Here is a 19,991-nt window from a genome sequence, read left to right on the forward strand (position 1 = left end):
CTTGTGCTTTCCGTCGTTCCTCGCCCCGTCGTCGTCCGGGCCCCGTCCAAGGTCAATCTGCATCTGGCCGTCGGGGACCTGCGCGACGACGGCTATCACGAGCTGAAGACGGTGTTCCAGGCTCTCTCGCTCGGCGACACGGTGTCCGTGGTCCCGGCGGAGACGCTGTCGGTGACGGTCCGCGGTGAGGACGCCCGCGTCGTGCCCACCGACAGCGGCAACCTCGTGTGGCAGGCCGCCGAGATGCTCGCCGCCGAGTCGGGGCGGCGTCCGGACGTCGAGATCGCCATCGACAAGGGCATCCCGGTGGCGGGCGGGATGGCCGGCGGCAGCGCCGACGCCGCGGCGACGCTGGTCGGTCTGAACGCGCTGTGGCAGCTCGACCTGTCGCGGGAGGAACTCGACGGGTTCGCCGCGAAACTCGGCAGCGACGTGCCGTTCTCCCTTCACGGCGGCACGGCGGTCGGGACGGGACGCGGCGAGCGGCTGCTGCCGGTGCTCTCCCGCAGCACGTTCCACTGGGTGCTCGCGCTCGCGAAGGGCGGCTTGAGCACCCCGACCGTGTTCCGGGAACTGGACCGGCTGCGTGCCGACGGGAATCCGCCGCGACTCGGCGGACCCGAAGACCTGATGCACGCTCTCACGACGGGTGACGCGGCGACGCTGGCGCCGTTGCTGGGCAACGACCTGCAGGCTGCCGCGCTGTCGCTGAATCCGGGACTGCGGCGGACGCTGCGTGCCGGGGTCGCCGCGGGCGCCCTGGCCGGCATCGTCTCCGGGTCCGGCCCGACCTGTGCCTTTCTATGTGCTGACGCGGATGCCGCGGTCCGGGTCAGCGCAGAACTCGCAGGTGCGGGGGTGTGTCGCACGGTGCGAGTCGCCAGCGGACCCGTACCGGGCGCCCGAATAATCAACGACGCGGCGGAGGGATCGCACTGATGGCGAATCTGATCAATCTCGAGCAGGTATCGAAGTCCTTCGGCATCAAGCCGCTGCTCGATTCGGTATCCCTCGGAGTGCAGGAAGGCGAGCGCATCGGCGTCGTCGGCCTCAACGGCGGTGGCAAGACCACCATGCTCGAGGTGCTCGCCGGTGTGGAGTCGCCCGATTCGGGGCGTGTCAGCCGGGTCGGCAGCCTGCGCATGGCGGTCGTGACCCAGCGCGGCGTCCTGCCGCCCGGCTCGAGCGTCGGCGACGTGGTGCTCGGACCTCTCGGGGTTGCCGACCACGAGTGGGCGGGCGACGCCCGCATCCGGTCGATCCTGGCCGGCATCGGCATCGACAACCTCGGTCTCGAGGTGTCGGTCGACGGACTGTCGGGTGGCGAGCGGCGACGCGTCGCGCTGGCGGCCGCGCTCGTCCAGGACCTCGATCTGCTGGTGCTCGACGAGCCGACCAACCACCTCGACGTCGAGGGTGTGCAGTGGCTGGCGGAACATCTCGTCGGCCGTCGCAGTGCGCTGGTGGTCGTGACCCACGACCGGTGGTTCCTCGACACGGTGGCCAACCGCACGTGGGAAGTGGTGGGCGGCAGGGTCGAAAGCTACGAGGGCGGCTACAACGACTGGATCTTCGCCCGGGCGGAGCGCTCCCGGCAGGCCGACGCGTCCGAGGAACGCCGCCGCAACCTCGCCCGCAAGGAACTGGCCTGGCTGCGGCGCGGCGCGCCCGCCCGCACGTCCAAGCCCAAGTACCGGATCGAGGCCGCCGAGGCGTTGATCGCGGATGTCCCGCCGCCCCGCGACAACGTGGCGCTGGCGTCGTTCGCGCAGCGCAGGCTCGGCAGGGTCGTGATCGAACTCGAGGACGCGCGCCTGGAGACGCCGGACGGCCGGGTACTCGTCGACGACCTCACGTGGCGGTTGGCTCCGGGTGAGCGTGTCGGCCTGGTCGGCGTCAACGGCTCCGGCAAGACGACGCTCCTGCGCACGCTCGCCGGGGAGATCGCGCCTGCGTCGGGCAAACGCATCCAGGGGCAGACGGTGCACATCGGCTGGCTCCGTCAGGAACTCGACGACCTGCCGACGAACATGCGGGTGCTCGAGGCCGTCAAGGACGTCGCCGAGCGGATCACGTTGGGCGACAAGGAGGTGTCGGCCGGGCAGCTCGCCGAACGGCTGGGTTTCACCCCCGCCCGGCAACGGACACCGGTCGGTGACCTGTCCGGTGGCGAGCGTCGCCGGCTGCAGTTGACGCGGGTGCTGATGTCGGAGCCCAATGTCCTGCTGCTCGACGAGCCGACGAACGACCTCGACATCGACACCCTGCAGCAACTCGAGGACATCCTCGACGGCTGGGCGGGCACGATGGTCGTCATCAGTCACGACCGGTACCTGATCGAACGCATCTGCGACTCCACCTGGGCGTTGTTCGGCGACGGCAAGCTGACCAACCTGCCCGGCGGAATCGAGGACTACCTGCGCCGGCGGGCGAAGATGGTCGACACGGGCGCACCGTCGGTGGCGTCGACGGCGACCGGTGCGTCCGCGCCGAAGCAGGTGCGGGACGGGGCGGCCGAGCGCGCCGCGCGCAAGGAACTGTCGCGTCTCGAGCGCGCCGTCGCGAAGTTGGACGACCGGGAACGGACGCTGCACGAGAAGCTGGCGGAGGCCGCCACCGATCCGGACAGGCTGCAGAAGCTCGACGCCGAGCTCAAGCAGGTCGTCGCGGAGAAGGAAGCCACCGAGGAACAGTGGATGGAGTTGGCCGCCGAGCTGGACTAGCTCCGTCGGAGCCGCAGCGGCAGCACACGCTGCCGGCGGCTCGTCCCCTGCGCGCTGCGCCAGCACTCGTCTGTGAAATTACTGTGCGGCAAAGGGATTCGAGAATCGCGGCTCGGCTTGCACCCGCAGGGGCGCGCCTGCCAGGTGAGGCTTGCCTAAGGTAGTGTGGGGTGTGTGCTGAAGCGCAGGCCATGCAGTCATTTCGTAACCTTTTCGTGTCCCGGATCACGGCCTGAATATGCATGATCCGGGCAAAACGGGGGAATCCAACGCGAACCTGCAGATTCTCGGACTAATCTGCAGTCCAGGGTTTGCATGTCGCTGCACAGGAGGCGGGGGTCATGGATCTCGAAGCGATCAAACAGATCGAGCAGCTCAAGCACCGTTACTCACGTGCACTCGACACGAAGTCGTGGGTGGAGTTCGCCGACACGATGGTCCCGGACGTCACCGCGACGTACAGCGAATACCTCACGTTCGACTCCCGTGACTCGTTCGTGTCCTTCCTCGAGAACACCCTCGGGACCCACGTCATCACCGAGCACCAGTGCGGCCAACCCGAAATCACCGTCACCGGTGACACCGCCGTCGGCGTGTGGTTTCTCGCGGACACCACGCTGATTCCCGAGGACGGCATGCTGCTGCGCGGGTCCGCCTATTACCACGATCGTTACCTTCGGTGCGCCGACGGCAACTGGCGGATCACGCACACCGGGTACGAACGCACGTGGGAATCGGTTGCGGCGCTGTCCGATTTCCCGAGTTTCCGGCTCACGTCCAACAAGTGGGCGATGTTGCAACCTCCGGCGTCCGCCTGAGGGGGCACACTGGGACGCGGGTGCATCACGGACACTGGGAGGTGACGACGTTGCCGGAAGTCCCCGTTCCCGGCGCGCTGCCGTACCTGACGGTGCGGCACGGAGTCGAGGCGATCGAGTGGTATTCCAAGGTGTTCGGCGCCCGCGTCGTGGGTGAGCCGATCGTCATGGACGACGGCCGGGTCGGTCATGCGGAACTGCGGTTGCCGACCGGCATGATCTATCTCGCCGAGGAATTCCCCGAGATGGGTCTGACCGCGCCGGAATCCGGTTCGACGTCCGTGAGCCTGATGTTGTCCGTCGACGACCCCGACGCCGTCCTGGTGGGTGCCCGCGACGCCGGCGGCACCGTGGAACGCTGGATCTCGGAGGGGCACGGACACCGCAACGCCACCCTCATCGATCCGTTCGGTCATCGCTGGATGCTGGTGGGGCCCGCCGATCCGGCCGTGTCCGACTGAACGATCCGGGCGCGGCTAGTGTCGGGACATGCCGACAATGCCGACTGCACCCGACCGCTCGTCGTTTCCGGACACCCGCGCATGGATCCGCGCGCTGCCCGCACTCGGCGGCGCAACGCCTGCGCCCGTCGACACGCTGCCGGATTCACCGACGGCGCTGTTCCTCGACTGGATCGCGCAGGCCGCGGAAGCCGGTGTTCCGGAACCGCACGCCGCTGCGCTGTCCACGGTCGACGCCGACGGCAATCCGGACGCGCGTTTCCTGCTCCTCAAGGACGTCACGGAGCAGGGCTTCTGGTTCTCGGGTGACACACGCTCCCCGAAGGGACGCGACCTTGCTGCGAATCCCGCTGCGGCACTGTCATTCTACTGGCGCGAGCAGGGCAGGCAGGTGCGGGTGCGCGGCACCGTGATCGAGGGAGAGCCGGCACTGTCGGCACGCGACTTCCGCGAACGGTCGGTCACCGCCCGCGCCGTGGCGGCCGCCAGCAGGCAGAGCGAGGTGCTCGACGATCCCGCCGAATACGAACGCGCGGTCGCGTCGGCGGTGGCCCGCATCGAGGCCGACCCCGACTTCGTGTCGGAGACCTGGCGGGCATGGTGCATCGTCCCGGACAGTGTCGAGTTCTGGCAGGCGGACGCCGGACGCAGGCACGTGCGCCGGCTCTACCGCCGCGAACCGGATCGGTGGATCCGTGAGGTGCTGTGGCCGTGACCGGGCCCGGCGGCAGGAGTCAGCGCGCAGTCGAGGGCGAGCGCAGGTCGACGACGATCGACTGGCCGTTCAGCTTCGCGTGGATCTCGGGGCGTTCGAACCCGGCTGCGACGAGGTACTCGCCGAGCAGCGCCAGCAGTTCGTCGGCGTCCACGGTCGGGTCGGCGGAGTGGCTGCTCGCCGACGCGAGGTGATCCTCGAGCAGCTCGGTGTGTGCAAGACGGCCCGCGACTCGCACGGCTGCCACTCCCATCGCGTTGCGTCGCATGACGGTGCGTCCACGAGATTCGGGCGGCGCCGTCGTGTCGGGGGCCGCGGCCGGCTCCTCGGTGCTGTGCGAACCCGAGCTGCGCGTCGGCAGCGGGAAGGTGAACGTCTCGGCGGAGCTGGTGGCGGACTTGCCGTTGCCGTTGCTGCTGCCGGTCAGTCCGCCCGTGCCGGGTTCGGCGAACGGGGACCCCGTCGCCGGGCTCATGCTCGCGGACCCGTTGCCGCCCGATCCGTTCGTGGAAATGCCGTTCTCCATCGTTTCGCTTCCTGCTCGTGGCCAAACGGGTACCGCGCAAAGCCCGTCAGTGTGCTCGATTCGATCTGAAAGCTACCAGCAGCGTCCGGCGGGCCGCACACCTCGAGGGCTCACGACGCGGCCCTGCCGCCACCCGGACTCTCGGTACCGCTCTGTCAGCGGACCCCCTCTGCCCGCAACTCCCGGGCCCATGCGGACGCGTGCCGCGTCAGCACACCGGCGATCCGCTCCAGCTCACCCGGGTACGACGCGACCTCGGCGGGCATGGACACGCTGAGGGCGTCGGTGGCGGGAATCCGGTAGGGCACCACGGTGGCGATGCACACCACGCCAACCGTGCCCTGTTCCCGTTCGAGGGCCCACCCCCGGTTGCGGACCTCGCCGAGTTCGGTGACGAGGTCGTCGAGGTCGACGATGGTGTTGTCGGTGTACCGCTCGAGTTTCGCGGGAAGCAACTCCCGTACCTCACCGGTGGTGAGTTCGGCGAGAAGGGCCTGCCCGAGCGCGGTGACGTGGCACGGCAGTTTGCGGCCGACGCGATGCATCCGCCGAACCTCGACCTTCGACCCGCGGCTGGCGAGGTAGATGACGCTTTCCTCGTCGCGCCGCGCGAAGTGGACGGTGTGGCTGACTTCCGACCGGAGTGCCTCGAGCACCGCCGCCGCCCTCGAGACGACCGAATCCTTGTCGAGATACGACGTGCCGGTGAGCAGCGCGTGGGTGCCGATGCCGTAGCGGGAACCCGATTCGTCCGCCTCGATCCACCGCAGATCCTTGAGCGTGCGCAGGAGGGCGTGCAGACTCGACCGCGGATATTTGCACGCTTCCTGCAGCTCGCCGAGGCTCATGCGGGTCGGCGACGCGGCGAGCGTCTCGAGGATGTGGATGGTGCGCTCGGCGGATTTGACCGGTTGGGATTCCGGGGCCGCCCCACGCGTGTCTTCTGTCACCATGAAGACACTATCTCTCATTCTGAACGCGATATCACCTACTGACCCGTGCCCGGTGCCGGCGAGGGGTCGCACTCAGTACTCCGCGACGAGGTTGGCCGCGATGTATTCGAGATCGATGTCCTCGCCGAGACCCGGCCGCTGTGGCATCGCCACCATGCCGTGCTCGTCGACGGGGTCGACGATCGACTTCAGGTGCGGCGGCACCCAGTCGTAGTCGACGTGCGGGTGCAGGAGACCGCGCTCGTACCACTGGACGTTGTTGGCGGCGCCGACGAGTGCGAGATTGGGGGCGCCGTTGCCGTGGACCTCGCAGTCGAGGCCGAAGCCCTCGGCCATGTGCATCGTCTTCAGGGCCGGGGTGATGCCGCCGCCGTTCATGGCGCCGACGCGCAGGATGTCGCACGCGTCGTTCGCGATCCAGTCGGCACGGGACCGGTGCCTGCCCGGCGTCGTCTCGGGTCCGATCACCGGGGTGTCGATCTGGTCGGCGAGCCACTTGTACGAGCGCAGCGAGAACTCGTCCATCGGCTCCTCGAACCACTCGAACTTCAGCCGGTCCAGTTCGCGCCCGAGTCTCAGGGCGTCGGTGCGTGAGTACCAGTGGTACCCGTCGAGCATCAGCGAGAAGTCCTCGCCGACGGCGTCGCGGACCGCGGCGCACGCGTCGATGTCCCGGCTCAGGCTGGGGGCGCCCGGCAGCGGCGGCATCCAGGTGTGCAGTTTGATGCCCTGGTAGCCACGCCTTTTCAGGTCGACGGCGAAGTTCGCGTAGTCCTCCGGGGTGGCGAGGCCGCCGTCGATGTCGTCACCGCACATGGTGCTGGCATACGCCTTGACCTCTGCGCGCGCGCCGCCGAGCAGTTTCCACACGGGTGTGTCGAACTTGTTGCCTGCGAGATCCCACAGCGCCTGATCCAGGTAGCTGCAGGTGTGTTCGGGAAGCTCGACCGCCCGCGTGCGCTGCCGGATCGCCCACTTCTTGTCCGCGGCCTCCCGCGCCAGCGGGTCGGAGCCGATGAGGACGGGCCGGAAATGCTGCTCCACCTGGTCCTGCCGCAGGTAGTTCGGCTTGCCCAGGACGTACCCGCTGACGTCGTCGGAGTCGGTGATCCGCAGCAGCGCCCCGGTCGTCGGCACGGACGGGCCGGGATGGCGATGACCGTACGAGTCGACCGAGGTGCGTGCCTCCGTCTTGAAAACCTGCACGGCGACTTCTGTGATCACGCTGGACATGATGATTCGCTTTCTCTTCGAAAAGTCTTATTTGCCCTGGCGGGCGACGTACTTGGCCATGGAGCGGTCGAGTTTCTCGGCGAAGTCGTCGGCGAAGTCCTGCGCGCTGAGCTGCCCGATGAGCACCTTCTGCCACTGGCCGAGCATCTGCACCTGAACGATCTTGCCGAAGTCCGGCAGGTAGTCCGGCGGCGTCACCAGCACGGTTTTCGGGTCGTCGAGTGCCGCGAGCGCGGCCTGCACGGACGGCATGCTCGCGAATTCCGGCGCGGAGCGGGCGGCCTTGTTGACCGGGATCTGCCCGACTCTCTCGTTCCAGTACGCCTGCGATTCCTGGGACGTCATGAACTCGAGGAACTTCCACGCCGCGGCCTGGTGCTTGCTGCTCTTGAACACCGTATACGACGGGAACGGGTCGGTCATGACGGTGCGCTTTCCGTCCTCGTTACGCGGCAGGGCCACGGCGCCGGCCTTGTCGCCGAGCGCCTTCTCGTGGTTGCTCAGCGAGCCGAGGTTGTGCTGCATCATCGCCACGGATCCGCCGCCGAAGCTCGCGACCATCTGCGGGAAGCCGTTGTTGACGTCTGCGGTCGGGGTGGCGACATCGTAGAGCGCGGCGAAGCGTTCGATGGCGTCGACCATCTCGGGACGGTTCAGCGTCGACGTGCCATCCTCGAAGAAGCTCTCGATCCCGGTGCTGGCGAACATGTACTGCAGCAGCGGGTAGATGGATCCGGCGCCGCCGCGAATGGTGAATCCGTAACGGCCGTCGTCCTTGTCGGTCAGATCCTTCGCGGCGTCGAAGAACTCGTCGTAGGTGTCCGGCGGTTCGATCCCGGCCTCGGCGAACCAGTCGGCGCGATACCAGAGGGTGGCGTTGTTGCTGGTGTACGGGAGACCGAACAGATGCTCGCCACCACCGGATTCGCGTGCCGACTCGAGAATTCCGGCGTCGTACTCGTCGCGCTGGGGTGACGCCGCCATGAAGTCGTCGAGGGAGATGACCGCGTCCTGGGCGACGAGCGGGGCGAGGTAGGCGGTGGAGACGATTCCGAGATCCGGTGCCGAGCCGCCGGCGAGCGCGGTCTGGTACTTCTGCTGGGCGCTGTCCGACGGAAGGCCCACGTATTGGATGTCGATGCCGGGATTCGCGGCCTCGAACCGGCGGATCAGCTCCTCGTACAGCGGAGTGCGGTCCGGTCCGGCGTTGTTGTCCCAGAACGTGAGCTGGGCGTTGTTCGGATCGCCGAGGGCGCCGTCGGGCAGCGAGGTCTCGGAACTGCAGGAGGCGAGCACGAGCGTGGCCGCCGCCCCGACCAGGGTGGAGCGCAGGAGCGTTCGCCGGTTCATGTGGATCCTCTTTTCGAAAGTCATGATCAGCCCTTGACGGCGCCGGCGCTCAGGCCCTGGACGAGGTACTTCTGGATGACGGCGAAGACGGCGACCACCGGCACCGCGGCGATGAGACCGCCCGCTGCGAGAACTCCGAAGTCGACGTTGTAGGAGCCGATGGTGTAGCTGAGGCCGACCGGCAGCGTGAACTTCTCCTGGCTGCTGATGAACATCAGGCCGAACAGGAAGTTGTTCCAGCTGCCGATGAACGCGAACGATCCGACGGCGATCAGGCCGGGCCGCAGCAGCGGCAGCATGATGATGCGGAATGCGCGCAGGCGCGAGCAGCCGTCGACCATCGCGGCTTCCTCGAGTTCGACCGGGATCTGCGCGATGAAACCTGCCATGAGCATGGCGGCCAGCGGAAGCTGGAACACGGTGTCGGCGACGATGAGTCCCGTCAGGTTGTTGACGAGGTTCATCTCGCGGAACACCTGGAACAGCGGGATGAGCAGCATGGCGCCGGGCACGAACTGGCTGCAGAGCAGGGCCATCACCAACGGGATCTTGGCGCGGAACTTGAAGCGGGCCAACGCGTATCCGGTGGCGAGCGCGACGAAGGTGGTCAGGACGAGCGACAACGCGGCAACGATGAGGCTGTTCTTGAAGAAGAAGCTGAAGCCGAGGGTGTTCCACACGGTGTCGAAGTGCTCGAACGTGATGGGCCAGGGGAGCATCGAGTTCGATCCGGCGGGCCGGAACGCGAACACGATCATCCAGTAGAACGGCACGAGCGTGAACAGCAGGTACAGGGCCAGCGGCAGTCCGACGCTGAACAGGCGCGGCTTCTTCGTGCGCGCCCGCAGCTTCCCGGTGGTGTCCGGCTCGGGCAGCGCAACGGTGGGGCGATCGGTGGTGGTGGTCACGGCGGTCAGACCTTCTCACTGTTGAACTTGCTCAGGCGCAAGTAGAGGATCGAGCAGAACAGCAGGATCACGAATGCGACCGTGGTGAGTGCCGAGCCGTATCCGAAGTCCTGGGCGGTGGTCGCGAGCTGTGAGACGTACAGCGGGAGCGTCGTGGTGACGTCGGCGGGGCCGCCCGCCGTGAGGGTGTAGAGCAGGTCGACGTTGTTGAACTCCCACACACCGCGCAGCAGCGTCGACAAGATGATGACGGCCTTCAGGTGCGGGAGGGTGACGAAGCGGAACCGCTGCCAGCGGTTGGCGCCGTCCACGTTGGCCGCCTCGTACAGGTCCTTGGGGGCGCTCTGCAGCTCGGCCAGGATGAGAATGGCGAAGAACGGAACACCGCGCCACAGTTCCGCGACGCCCGTCGCCCAGAACGCGGTGTCCGGATCGGCGATGGGAGCGGCGGTGCCGTCTCCGATGCCCATGTTTCCGAGAAGTTTGAACAGGCCCGTGGACGGGTTGTAGATCAGCAGCCAGATGCCGGTGGTGAGGACGCCGGACACCGCCCAGGGGGAGAACACCAGGGCGCGGGCCAGGCCGCGGCCCCGGAACACCTCGTTGACCAGCAGGGCCAGCCCGAGGCCGAGGATCAGCTGGAACACGACCTGAAATCCCACCCATTTCGCGGTGGTGACCAGGCTGGTCCAGAAGAGGGAGTCGGCGAACATCAGCCGGAAGTTGTCGAGGCCGGCGAAACCGTTGTCCCACGGCGTCGTCGGATTGTAGTACTGCAGGCTGTAGTAGAAGACGCTGCCGACCGGGTAGAAGATGAAGACCGCCAGCAGGAGGACCACCGGCGCGATCAGGATGTAGGGGGCGGCGGTTCTGCGCCAGGCCGGTCTGCGGCGAATGCGACCGGGAGAGGCCGGCGCCGCCGCCGCGGTCCGCCCTCCTGGCCTGGGGGAGGTGGTGGTGACCATGGTGCACGCTCCGAGGTTCGGTGCCGGTCGCGCCGGCGGGTCAGGGGATTGTGGCTACTGCTGCTGACGCGAGATCACCGAGGGTGGCGCGTCAGCGGGGAAGGAGATGGGGAACGACTGCGGCCTCCGGCCGTCCCGGTGAGCCCGGTGTGTGCGGGGCTTCGGTGGCGGTGCATCCGTATCGTTCATGTATGTGAACTCACGTTCTCTATGTGAATTGTCGAACTCACTATGACGGCAGTCACAAGGTCCTGTCAAGCGTGATCGGCTAGACGTTGCGCCGGATCCAGTCGGCGGCCCCGGCCTGCATGTCGGCCGAAAACCGGTGCCCGCCCGCGAACCACTGCGTGGTCAGCCCATCGGACCCGCCGTACGCGCGCCGGAGCAGGCCCTCGGAGTCCCGCATCCCCTGCGGGCCGAAGTGCGCATCGTCCCGCGCGTACTGAACCAGCAGCGGCCGCGGCGCAGCGCATGCGGCGACCTCCGGCCAGTCGCAGACCGCAGGCAGGCCCGGGGTGATCATCAGCCATGTCGTGTCGTCTGCCCTGCCGTCCGCGACGTCGGCAAAAGTGCTCATCATCGCGGTGATCACCCCTGCTCGCAGGCGCGTCGAACACGCCAGCAGGTGTGCGACGCGGGCCCCGCCGCCCGAGAATCCCGCCGCGGCCACCCTGTTCGGATCCACGCCGTCGGTGGCGAGGAGGACGTTCAGCGCGCGCAGGTCCTCGGCGACGACCTTGGCGGCGAGCGAGGTGCCGGTCAGGGTCGCCGCCTTCGCGAGGCCGTTCTCGTGCTCGCGGGCCGCCGCCTCGTATCGGCGCAGGCGAACCGCGGGGGTGTCGGGCCCGGGCGGGCATGCGGTGAAACCCGTCGACCTGGCGCGGTCCGGTAGTTCCGGCCAGGGCACGCGCCTGCTGCCCCAGGGGAAGACGTCGTGCACGAGTACGACGAAACCCGCCTGTACCAGCCCCGTTGCGACGGCCAGGCCGTCGTACCCGCGTGCCCGGAGTGCGGCGACGGCCGGTGGGACGCTGTCCGGGCCGTCGGCCACCTTCTCCTTGCCGTAGAACTTGACGCCGTCGTGGGCGTGCATCAGCAGGACCGCGGGACGCTCCGCGGTGTCGGCTGGCCGGTCGGGGCGCAGGAGCCAGGCCGCGGTGTCCGGACCGTCGTCACCGGCCGCCCACGTGAGTTCGCGACCGGCGACGCCGTCTCGGGCCCACGACCTGCCGTACCGCACGTCGGGGGTGGCCGCCGCCTGTTCGTCGGGCACGCCGAGGACGTCGCGAACGGCGTCGCGGTGTCGGTCGGAGGGGGTCGATCGTGGACAGTGGGGCGAAAGGTGTGTTCCCATGTGTGAACTCCGTCTTGTCTACCGAATCATGTTGTCGAACTGCCGAGGGGTTTTCACATGTCCGAAAGAACCGTCGATCGCATCGTCGCGCACGCCTATCCGTGGGACGTGCTCGGTGATCCGCACTTCGTCGACCGTGCGCGCGCCCTCGGGGTCGCCGAGATCTCGCTCGCCGCGAGCTACCACTCGACCCGCGCCGCAACGCCGCTGCATCCGGCGCACAAGGTGGTCGACGCCCACCACGCCGCGCTGTACCGCCCCATCCGGTCCGCCGCCTGGGACGGCCACACCGTCACGGCCAGGGCGGCGACCTGGGCCGGTTCCGACGATGCATTCGCCGATGCGGCGCGAATGCTGATCGACGCCGGCATCGAGGTGAACGCATGGATCGTGCTGTCCCACAGCACCGTTCTGGGGCAGGCGCATCCGGACGCCACCGTCGTCAACTGCTTCGGGGACCGCTACCCCTACGCGCTCGCGCCCGGGCACCCGGACATCGTCCGGTACGCCCGGACCCTCGCCGCGGAGGCGGTGCGCGGCGTCGACCTCCACGGTGTGTCGATCGAAGCGTGCGGACAACTGGGCATCGCGCACGTCGGCCCGCACGAGAAGACCGATGGCGCCTATCCGGGAATCGGCGACACGCTGATGTCGATCAGCTGCACCGAACGGGAGCGGGCGCTGTGGGCGGATCGGGGCGTCGATCCGGACAAGCTGACGGCGAAGCTGTGTGCAGGCGTGGATGCGCTGACCACGGGCACGCTCGCCCCGGACGCCGCGATCACCGACGTCCTCGACGAGGCGGAGGCCGAGGCGGTGCTGTCCGTGCGCCGTGCGCATGCCGATGCCCTCCGGGGTGCGGTGCTCGGCGCCGTGCGCGCCGAGGTTCCGTCGGCCCGCGTCACGTTGCACGGCCATCCGAACCCCTGGAAGACCGGGCCTTCGCCGGCGCTGACGCCGGCCGCTGCGGACGACGTCGACGCTGTGCTCGTCTCCGCCTGGCCGGGAACCGCGGAGACCGTCGCCGTCACCACGCAGACCCGGGCGCTCGTCGGTGACGCCGTCGACGTCGGGGCCTACGTGTCGGTGTTGCCGCCGAAGAACCTCGACGACGTGAGCGGCCACGTCGCGGCCACCGTCGCGGCCGGAGCGAACGAGCTGCACCTCTATCACCTCGGGTTGGTCAACGCGGCGCAACTCGACGCGTTGGGGCGCATCATCCGCGACTTCTCGGTCTGACGCGGACGAGGTGGGCGCCCACGGCGCCCACCTCGGGATGTCACCGCATCCGCTGCCCGAGCGGGTGGTCGCAGAACGCTCCGCCGACCCGCTGGAGGATCGGGTCGTCGAACGACCACTCGTGGTCGGCGAGGAACTCGTCCGCGAACACCTCCGCGTTGTCCCGGGGTTCGTACCCGATGGCGGCGCCCTCCGCTGCGGACCACCAGCTGCGCGTGTTCCGCGAGATGCCCCACACTGTGTGAAATCCCTTGGCGGAGTCGGACAGTGCGGCCTCGATCAGGCGGGCGGTGTCGGCCGGGGACATCCAGGACGCGAGCCCGCGGTAGTTGGGCGGGCGGTCGAAGCTCGAGCCGATGCGCAGGTTGACGACGTCGATGCCGAAACGGTCGTGGTACAGCCGGCCCAGTGCCTCGACCGCTGCCTTGCTCCAGCCGTAGAACCCGTCCGGGCGCGGCGGAACGTCGCCGGGCAGCGGGTCACCACCGGCCTCCGCGTGCGTCCAGAAGCCCACGGCGTGGTTGCTCGACGCTGCGATCACGCGCGTCACGCCGTGCGCGACGGCGGCCTCGAACACCGCCTGGGTGCCGTCGACGTTGACGGACAGAATGTTCTCCCACGAGTCCTCGGTGCTGAGTCCGCCCAGGTGGAGCACGGCGTCGACGCCGTCGACCGCGGCGGCGACGGCGGCGCGGTCGGTGACCGAACCCTGTACGTACTCCTCGTGTTCGGGGTCGATGTCGGTGATGTCGGCGATGTCGAACAGGCGGAGGGTGCGGCCGGGCTTGCGGAGCAACGGCCGCAGCATCTTGCCCATGTTTCCTGCGGCGCCGGTGATCAGCAGACGCGAGGCGGTGTCGGTCATGTCTTCTCGTACCTCTCTGGGGTGAGTCTTGTAATGCACATCACGGTAGTACATACTTCGAAACGAAGTCACTACCTTGGCGCAGATTCACGTATGTGAACAAATATGGGAATCGGCCGTCTACTTCACACTCCCACTCGGATCGTCCGGCACGTTCCTGCCGGTGAAGGGACCTCCCACCATCATGGCAACAGTCGCATTCCACGGCGTCACCAAGTTGTTCCCCGGCGGAGACAAGGCCGCGGTCGACCACCTGGACCTCCACATCGACGACGGCGAGTTCCTCGTCCTCGTCGGACCGTCCGGCTGCGGGAAGTCGACGTCCCTGCGCATGCTCGCCGGACTCGAAGACGTGGACAAGGGCACGATCGCGATCGGCGGCAACGACGTCACCGAGTTCCAGCCGAAGGACCGTGACATCGCCATGGTCTTCCAGAACTACGCCCTCTACCCCCACATGACGGTGGGGGAGAACATGGGCTTCGGTCTCCGGATCGCCGGCGAGGACAAGGCGGAGATCACGCGGCGCGTCCAGGACGCCGCCAGGATCCTCGACCTCACCAAGTTCCTCGACCGCAAGCCCAAGGCCCTCTCCGGCGGCCAGCGGCAGCGAGTGGCCATGGGGCGCGCCATCGTTCGCAAACCGCAGGTGTTCCTGATGGACGAGCCGCTGTCCAACCTCGACGCCAAGCTCCGCGTGCAGACCCGCGCGCAGATCTCGGCGCTGCAGCGCCGGCTCGCCACCACCACCGTCTACGTGACGCACGATCAGGTCGAGGCCATGACGATGGGCGACCGCGTCGCCGTCCTGAAAGACGGCGTTCTCCAGCAGTGCGACACTCCCCGCCGCATGTACGAGCACCCGAACAACGTGTTCGTCGCCGGGTTCATCGGCTCGCCCGCGATGAACCTGCTCGAACTTCCCCTCGTCGACGGCGGTGTCAGCTTCGGCGGCTCCGTGGTCCCCGTTCCGCGTGCCGCGATCGCCGGGATCGGGGAGCACTCGGTCACGCTCGGTGTGCGTCCCGAGGATCTCGCGATCACCACGGGCAGCGGGCTCGACGTCACCATCGACGTCGTCGAGGAACTCGGCGCCGACGCATACGTCTACGGCCAGGCGGACATTCACGGTCGCAGGCAGCCCATCGTCGTTCGCGCCGACGGCCGCATCCCGCCGAAGCGCGGAGAGGTGATCACGCTGTCGTACGCGGCCGAGCGCACGCATCTGTTTTCCACCGTCACCGGTGACCGGCTCGTCGACTAGCGGCGACCCGATTCTCCCACCGACACCCGACCACCTTTATCAAGGAGTAACCATGCTCGACGGAGTTCTCTTCTTTCCTGTCACCCCGTTCGACGGCAACGGCGACGTCGATCTGCCCGCACTGGCACAGCACATCGAATCCGGTGTCGCGGCCGGACCGGGCGGAGTGTTCGCGGCGTGCGGCACCGGCGAATTCCACGCACTGTCCGCGGCCGAGTTCCGGACCGTCGTGGAAACGGTGGTCGCGGTCACCGGCGGCCGGGTCCCCGTCTTCGCCGGCGCCGGAGGGCCGCTGCCCGTCGCGAAAGAGTTCGTGGCCGCCGCCGCGGACGCGGGCGCCGACGGCATCCTGCTCCTGCCGCCCTATCTCGTCGGAGCGCCTGCCGACGGCCTCGTGGAGTACGTGCGGCAGGTATCGGAGTCGAGCGACCTCCCGGTCATCGTGTACCACCGCGCGAACGGCCAATTCACCGAGCAGAGCGCTCTCGAGGTCGCGCGACTGCCGAAGGTCGTCGGGTTCAAGGACGGCGTCGGCGACCTCGACCTGACGTCGCGAATCGTGCGCACACTGCGGGATGCGCTCGGCGACAAAGAGTTTCAATTCTTCAACGGCCTCCCGACGGCCGAGGTCTCGCAGCAGGCCTACCGGAGCATCGGCGTCACCCTCTACTCGTCGGCGACGTTCGCCTTCGCCCCGGACGTGTCGCTCGCCTACTACCGGGCGCTCGAGGACGACGACACCGAACTGGTCGACTCACTCAACCGCGAGTTCTTCCATCCGCTGGTCCGGCTCCGCGACACCACTCCCGGATACGCGGTCGCGCTGGTGAAGGCGGGCGTGACGTTCACCGGCCTCGACGCCGGTTCGGTGCGGGCGCCGCTCGTCGACGCCAGCGCCGAGCACCGGTACGCATTGGAGCAGATCCTGGCAGCGGGCCGGAAGGTGCTGGCGCAGTAGCGTCTTCGATCATCGGCGGGTCGGCGGACCCGCCGATGACCGAAGCGCGTCTGGACTAGTCGGCGGCGGCCACGAGCGGCTCGAGCGTGAGGTCGGGCAGCTCCTTCTGGATGTACTGCAACCGCCACTTGTCGCTGACGAGGGCCAGCATCACCCCGTCCGATCGGGTGAACACCTCGACACCGCGCTGACGGTTCAGCTCGTCGGCCGACTCGGCGTCGGTGCGCCGCGCCAACGCGTAGCCCAGCGGTTCCATCCGGGCCTCGACGTTGAACTCGGCCTTCATCCGCGCCGCGACCACCTCGAACTGCATGGGGCCGACGGCGGCCATCACGGGCGAGGCGTCGCCGCGGAGGTCGTTGCGGAGGATCTGCACGACACCCTCGGAATCGAGCTGATCCACGGCCCGCCGGAACTGCTTGTACTTGCCCGCGCTCTCGGCCCGCAGGATGGAGAAGTGCTCCGGCGCGAACGACGGGATCGGCGGGAACTCCACCTTCTTCTCGAAGAACAGCGTGTGGCCCGGGGCGAGTGCGGTGGCGTTGACGAGTCCCACCACGTCGCCCGGGTACGCGGATTCGACGGTCGAACGCTCACGGCCGAACACGGTCTGCGCGTATTTCGTCGTGAACGGCTTACCGGTCTGCGCGTGGGTGACCACCATGCCGCGCTCGAACACCCCCGACACGATGCGCATGAACGCCAGCCGGTCGCGGTGCGCGGTGTCCATGCCGGCCTGGACCTTGAAGACGACCGCACTGAACGGGTCCGTGACGTCGCGGGGGGTGCCGTCGACGTCCTCCCGGGCGCGCGGCGGCGGCGCCAGCTCGACGAGCGTGTCGAGGATCTGGCGGACACCGAAGTTGAGCATCGCCGACGCGAAGATCACCGGCGACGTCTGACCGCCGAGGAACAGCTCCTGGTCGTGGTCCTGACCGGTGGCCGACAGCAACTCGCTCTCCTCCGCGGCGGTCTCCCACTCGGAGCCCTCCTTCGCGAGGGCGGCGTCGGCGTCCATGACCTCTTCGGGGGCGATCTTCGCGCCGCCGGCGGTGCGCGTGAACCGAATGTACTCCCGCGGGGCGCCGTCCTCGCCGCGGCGGAGCAGGCCCCGGAAATCGCCGGCGATCCCGACGGGCCAGTACAGGGGAGTGGGGGTGAGCCCGATACGTTCCTGGATCTCGTCGAGAAGCTCCAGCGGCGTCTGGCCGGGCCGGTCCCACTTGTTGATGACGGTGATCACCGGGATTCCGCGGTGACGGCACACCTGGAACAGCTTCAGCGTCTGCGGTTCGAGACCCTTCGCGGCGTCGATCAGCATGACGGCGGCGTCGACCGCGGTCAGGACGCGGTACGTGTCCTCGGAGAAGTCGGAGTGGCCGGGCGTGTCCACCAGGTTGATCACATTGTCGACGGGCTCGTCCGCCGACGCCTCGGTGGAGCGGTAGTTGAACTGCAGGGCGGTGGAGCTGACCGAGATGCCGCGGGCCTTCTCCATCTCCATCCAGTCGGACACCGTCGACTTGCGGCCCGCCTTGCCGTGGACGGCGCCGGCCTCGGAGATGACCTTCGCGTGCAGCGCAAGCGCCTCCGTCAGCGTCGACTTACCGGCGTCGGGATGCGAGATCACGGCGAACGTGCGGCGACGCGACGCCTCGGCCCGGACACCCTTCTCGGATTTCCCCTCCGGTGAGGCGGATGCCTCGGATTTCGCGTCCGATGAGCCGGACGCGGCGGCAGGCGCCGCCTCGGCTGGAATGATGTCGGCCGAGTCGGACGGGGTAGTCAACGAAGAACCTCTCGGGGGACGGAATGCGTGCGGGAAGGCCGTGTGGCCGCATACCAGGTTACTCGGGTGCCGAAGACGAACTCGCAGCACAGTCACATCCACGGCCGCACATCCAGGGACGAGTAACGATCGGAGGCCGGTCACGTATTACACAGTGAGTCGTCGGGGCGCTCCGGAGTTCACCGTTTCTGCGTTCGGACACCCGTATGTGCAGGAGGAAGACAGTGAGCAAGTTCACCGACGAGATGTACGCGACCGCGGCGAGCAGCACCCGCGGTCTCAACACGGGTGAGCCCGACGCGCCACTGCGGCAGCCGTGGGGTGAGATCCACAAGGCCGCGCGCCGCATGGCGGGCGCACTGGCCGAGACAGGTATCGGCCACGGCGACGCCATCGGCATCCTCGCCGGTCAGCCCGTCGACATCGCGCCCTCCTGCCAGGCCACCTGGATGCGTGGCGCGTCCGTCACCATGCTGCATCAGCCGACGCCGCGGACCGACCTGGCGGTGTGGGCCAAGGACACCGAGACCGTCATCACCATGATTCAGGCGAAGGCCGTCATCCTCGGTGCGCCGTTCGACGCCGCCAAGCCGCTGCTCGAGGAACGCGGCATCACCGTCGTGACGGTGGCCGAGCTGAACGAGGGCACACCCATCGACCCGGTCGAGACGTTCGAGAGCGACATCGCCCTGCAGCAACTCACGTCGGGTTCCACCGGTTCGCCCAAGGCCGTGCAGATCACGCACGAGAACTTCTACACCAACGCCTACGCCATGATCGACCGCATCAAGTTCTCCATCGAGGACGACGTGATGATCAGCTGGCTGCCGCTGTTCCACGACATGGGGATGGTCGGATTCCTCAGCGTGCCGATGCAGGTCGGCGCGGAGGTCGTGAGCATCACCCCGATGGACTTCCTCCGCACGCCGCTGCTGTGGGCGGAACTGATGGGCAAGTACAAGGGCACCGTGACGGCCGCCCCCAACTTCGCCTACTCCCTGCTGGCCCGCCGCCTCAAGCAGGCGGAAGACGGCGCCGTCGATCTCAGCACCGTCCGGTACATGTGGAACGGCGCCGAACCCGTGGACCCCGACACCATGAACGCGCTCGCCGAGGCAGGCGCCCGGTTCGGGCTGAACCCGTCCGCGCTCGCCCCCGTCTACGGGATGGCGGAGACCACCCTCGCCGTCTCCATCCCCGATCCGGACCAGGGGCAGGTCCTCGACCGTGTCGACCCGGACCTGCTCGAGGCGATGCAGCGTGCCGTCCCGTCGAACAAGCCGAACGCGCGCCCCCTCGCCACCCTCGGGAAAATGGTGCCGAACCTCGAGGGACGCGTCGTCGACAGCGAGGGGGAACTGCTCCCGACCCGCGGTGTCGGCATCATCGAGGTCCGCGGCAAGGCCGTCACCCCCGGATACATCACCCTCGACGGGCACAAGCCCGCGCAGGACGCGGACGGCTGGCTGAACACCGGCGACGTCGGCTACTTCACCGAAGAGGGCCTCGTCGTCGTGTGCGGTCGCGTCAAGGACGTCATCATCATGGGCGGCCGCAACATCTACCCGACCGACATCGAACGGGCCGCGGGCACGGTCGCCGGAGTGCGCCCCGGCAACGCGGTGGCCGTACGCCTCGACGCCGGGCAGAAGCGGGAAAGCTTCGCCGTCGCGGTCGAGACCAACGACTACCAGGACCCCGAGACGGTCAAGCGCATCGAGCACGAGGTCGTGCACGCCGTGTTCTCCGAGGTCGGTGTGCGACCCCGCACCGTCGCCGTCCTCGGCCCCGGCAGCATCCCCAAGACGTCGTCGGGCAAACTCCGCCGCGCCACGTCCGCGAACCTGGTGGGGTAGGCGCTTCGCGCTCG

Annotated in this window: 18 protein-coding genes; 9 read left to right on the top strand and 9 right to left on the bottom strand. The window is 68.3% G+C overall.

What is annotated here, in order from left to right:
- Positions 1–3: 3 nt before the first annotated feature.
- The 5 genes from ACFU5V_RS05730 (at position 4) to ACFU5V_RS05750 (ending at position 4,717) form a co-directional block, all read left to right on the top strand.
- Entirely contained in the window at positions 4–939 is a 936-nt protein-coding gene (locus ACFU5V_RS05730) for a 4-(cytidine 5'-diphospho)-2-C-methyl-D-erythritol kinase (protein ID WP_378697492.1), read from the top strand.
- A complete protein-coding gene (locus tag ACFU5V_RS05735) occupies positions 939–2,723 on the top strand; it encodes an ABC-F family ATP-binding cassette domain-containing protein (protein ID WP_378697494.1) in 1,785 nt (594 codons plus the stop codon). Before ACFU5V_RS05730 ends, ACFU5V_RS05735 begins: the two co-directional genes overlap by 1 nt.
- Before the next feature lie 341 nt (positions 2,724–3,064).
- Complete coding sequence (locus tag ACFU5V_RS05740) at positions 3,065–3,541, top strand: nuclear transport factor 2 family protein (protein ID WP_015889488.1); 477 nt, start codon at positions 3,065–3,067, stop codon at positions 3,539–3,541.
- Between the two features lie 41 nt (positions 3,542–3,582).
- Entirely contained in the window at positions 3,583–4,002 is a 420-nt protein-coding gene (locus ACFU5V_RS05745; RefSeq protein ID WP_378435351.1) for a VOC family protein, read from the top strand.
- 37 nt (positions 4,003–4,039) lie between these two features.
- Positions 4,040–4,717, top strand: coding sequence for a pyridoxal 5'-phosphate synthase (locus ACFU5V_RS05750; protein WP_378697605.1), 678 nt, complete (start codon positions 4,040–4,042; stop codon positions 4,715–4,717).
- 19 nt (positions 4,718–4,736) lie between these two features.
- Here the strand turns inward: ACFU5V_RS05750 and ACFU5V_RS05755 are convergent, their stop codons facing one another.
- The 7 genes from ACFU5V_RS05755 to ACFU5V_RS05785 all read right to left on the bottom strand — a co-directional run bounded on the left by ACFU5V_RS05755 (position 4,737) and on the right by ACFU5V_RS05785 (position 12,006).
- Entirely contained in the window at positions 4,737–5,243 is a 507-nt protein-coding gene (locus tag ACFU5V_RS05755; RefSeq protein ID WP_378697496.1) for a hypothetical protein, read from the bottom strand.
- Between the two features lie 155 nt (positions 5,244–5,398).
- Positions 5,399–6,196 carry an IclR family transcriptional regulator gene (locus tag ACFU5V_RS05760; protein WP_378697498.1) on the bottom strand — a complete coding sequence of 266 codons (798 nt, stop codon included), beginning with the start codon at positions 6,194–6,196 and terminating at the stop codon, positions 5,399–5,401.
- Between the two features lie 72 nt (positions 6,197–6,268).
- Complete coding sequence (locus ACFU5V_RS05765; protein WP_378697500.1) at positions 6,269–7,429, bottom strand: enolase C-terminal domain-like protein; 1,161 nt, start codon at positions 7,427–7,429, stop codon at positions 6,269–6,271.
- Between the two features lie 27 nt (positions 7,430–7,456).
- Positions 7,457–8,779: an ABC transporter substrate-binding protein gene (locus ACFU5V_RS05770; RefSeq protein WP_378697502.1), complete on the bottom strand. Its 1,323-nt coding sequence runs from the start codon at positions 8,777–8,779 to the stop codon at positions 7,457–7,459.
- A 26-nt stretch (positions 8,780–8,805) separates the two neighbouring features.
- Positions 8,806–9,687: a carbohydrate ABC transporter permease gene (locus ACFU5V_RS05775; RefSeq protein ID WP_378435341.1), complete on the bottom strand. Its 882-nt coding sequence runs from the start codon at positions 9,685–9,687 to the stop codon at positions 8,806–8,808.
- A 5-nt stretch (positions 9,688–9,692) separates the two neighbouring features.
- Positions 9,693–10,652: a carbohydrate ABC transporter permease gene (locus ACFU5V_RS05780; protein ID WP_378435339.1), complete on the bottom strand. Its 960-nt coding sequence runs from the start codon at positions 10,650–10,652 to the stop codon at positions 9,693–9,695.
- 268 nt (positions 10,653–10,920) lie between these two features.
- Entirely contained in the window at positions 10,921–12,006 is a 1,086-nt protein-coding gene (locus tag ACFU5V_RS05785) for a hypothetical protein (protein WP_378697504.1), read from the bottom strand.
- 57 nt (positions 12,007–12,063) lie between these two features.
- On the opposite strand from ACFU5V_RS05785, the gene ACFU5V_RS05790 reads away from it, so the two are divergent.
- Positions 12,064–13,245 (top strand): hypothetical protein, encoded by a 1,182-nt coding sequence (locus ACFU5V_RS05790; protein ID WP_378697506.1) that lies wholly within the window; start codon positions 12,064–12,066, stop codon positions 13,243–13,245.
- A 40-nt stretch (positions 13,246–13,285) separates the two neighbouring features.
- Here ACFU5V_RS05790 and ACFU5V_RS05795 read toward each other — a convergent pair whose 3' ends face one another.
- Positions 13,286–14,110 carry an NAD-dependent epimerase/dehydratase family protein gene (locus tag ACFU5V_RS05795; protein WP_378697508.1) on the bottom strand — a complete coding sequence of 275 codons (825 nt, stop codon included), beginning with the start codon at positions 14,108–14,110 and terminating at the stop codon, positions 13,286–13,288.
- Positions 14,111–14,294: 184 nt separating this feature from the next.
- Between ACFU5V_RS05795 and ACFU5V_RS05800 the strand changes: the two genes are divergently transcribed.
- Together ACFU5V_RS05800 and ACFU5V_RS05805 are read left to right on the top strand one after the other, a co-directional pair.
- Positions 14,295–15,374, top strand: a complete 1,080-nt coding sequence (locus ACFU5V_RS05800) for an ABC transporter ATP-binding protein (RefSeq protein ID WP_378442233.1) — start codon at positions 14,295–14,297, stop codon at positions 15,372–15,374.
- Between the two features lie 52 nt (positions 15,375–15,426).
- A complete protein-coding gene (locus ACFU5V_RS05805; protein WP_378697511.1) occupies positions 15,427–16,332 on the top strand; it encodes a 5-dehydro-4-deoxyglucarate dehydratase in 906 nt (301 codons plus the stop codon).
- A gap of 55 nt (positions 16,333–16,387) precedes the next feature.
- Here ACFU5V_RS05805 and ACFU5V_RS05810 read toward each other — a convergent pair whose 3' ends face one another.
- Positions 16,388–18,121 carry a peptide chain release factor 3 gene (locus ACFU5V_RS05810; RefSeq protein ID WP_378435058.1) on the bottom strand — a complete coding sequence of 578 codons (1,734 nt, stop codon included), beginning with the start codon at positions 18,119–18,121 and terminating at the stop codon, positions 16,388–16,390.
- A 224-nt stretch (positions 18,122–18,345) separates the two neighbouring features.
- On the opposite strand from ACFU5V_RS05810, the gene ACFU5V_RS05815 reads away from it, so the two are divergent.
- On the top strand, positions 18,346–19,977 hold the full coding sequence (locus tag ACFU5V_RS05815) for a fatty acyl-AMP ligase (protein ID WP_378697513.1): 1,632 nt from the start codon (positions 18,346–18,348) through the stop codon (positions 19,975–19,977).
- Positions 19,978–19,991: the final 14 nt, after the last annotated feature.

Source organism: Rhodococcus sp. NPDC057529 (assembly GCF_042802055.1).
Classification (GTDB): Bacteria; Actinomycetota; Actinomycetes; order Mycobacteriales; family Mycobacteriaceae; genus Rhodococcus_F.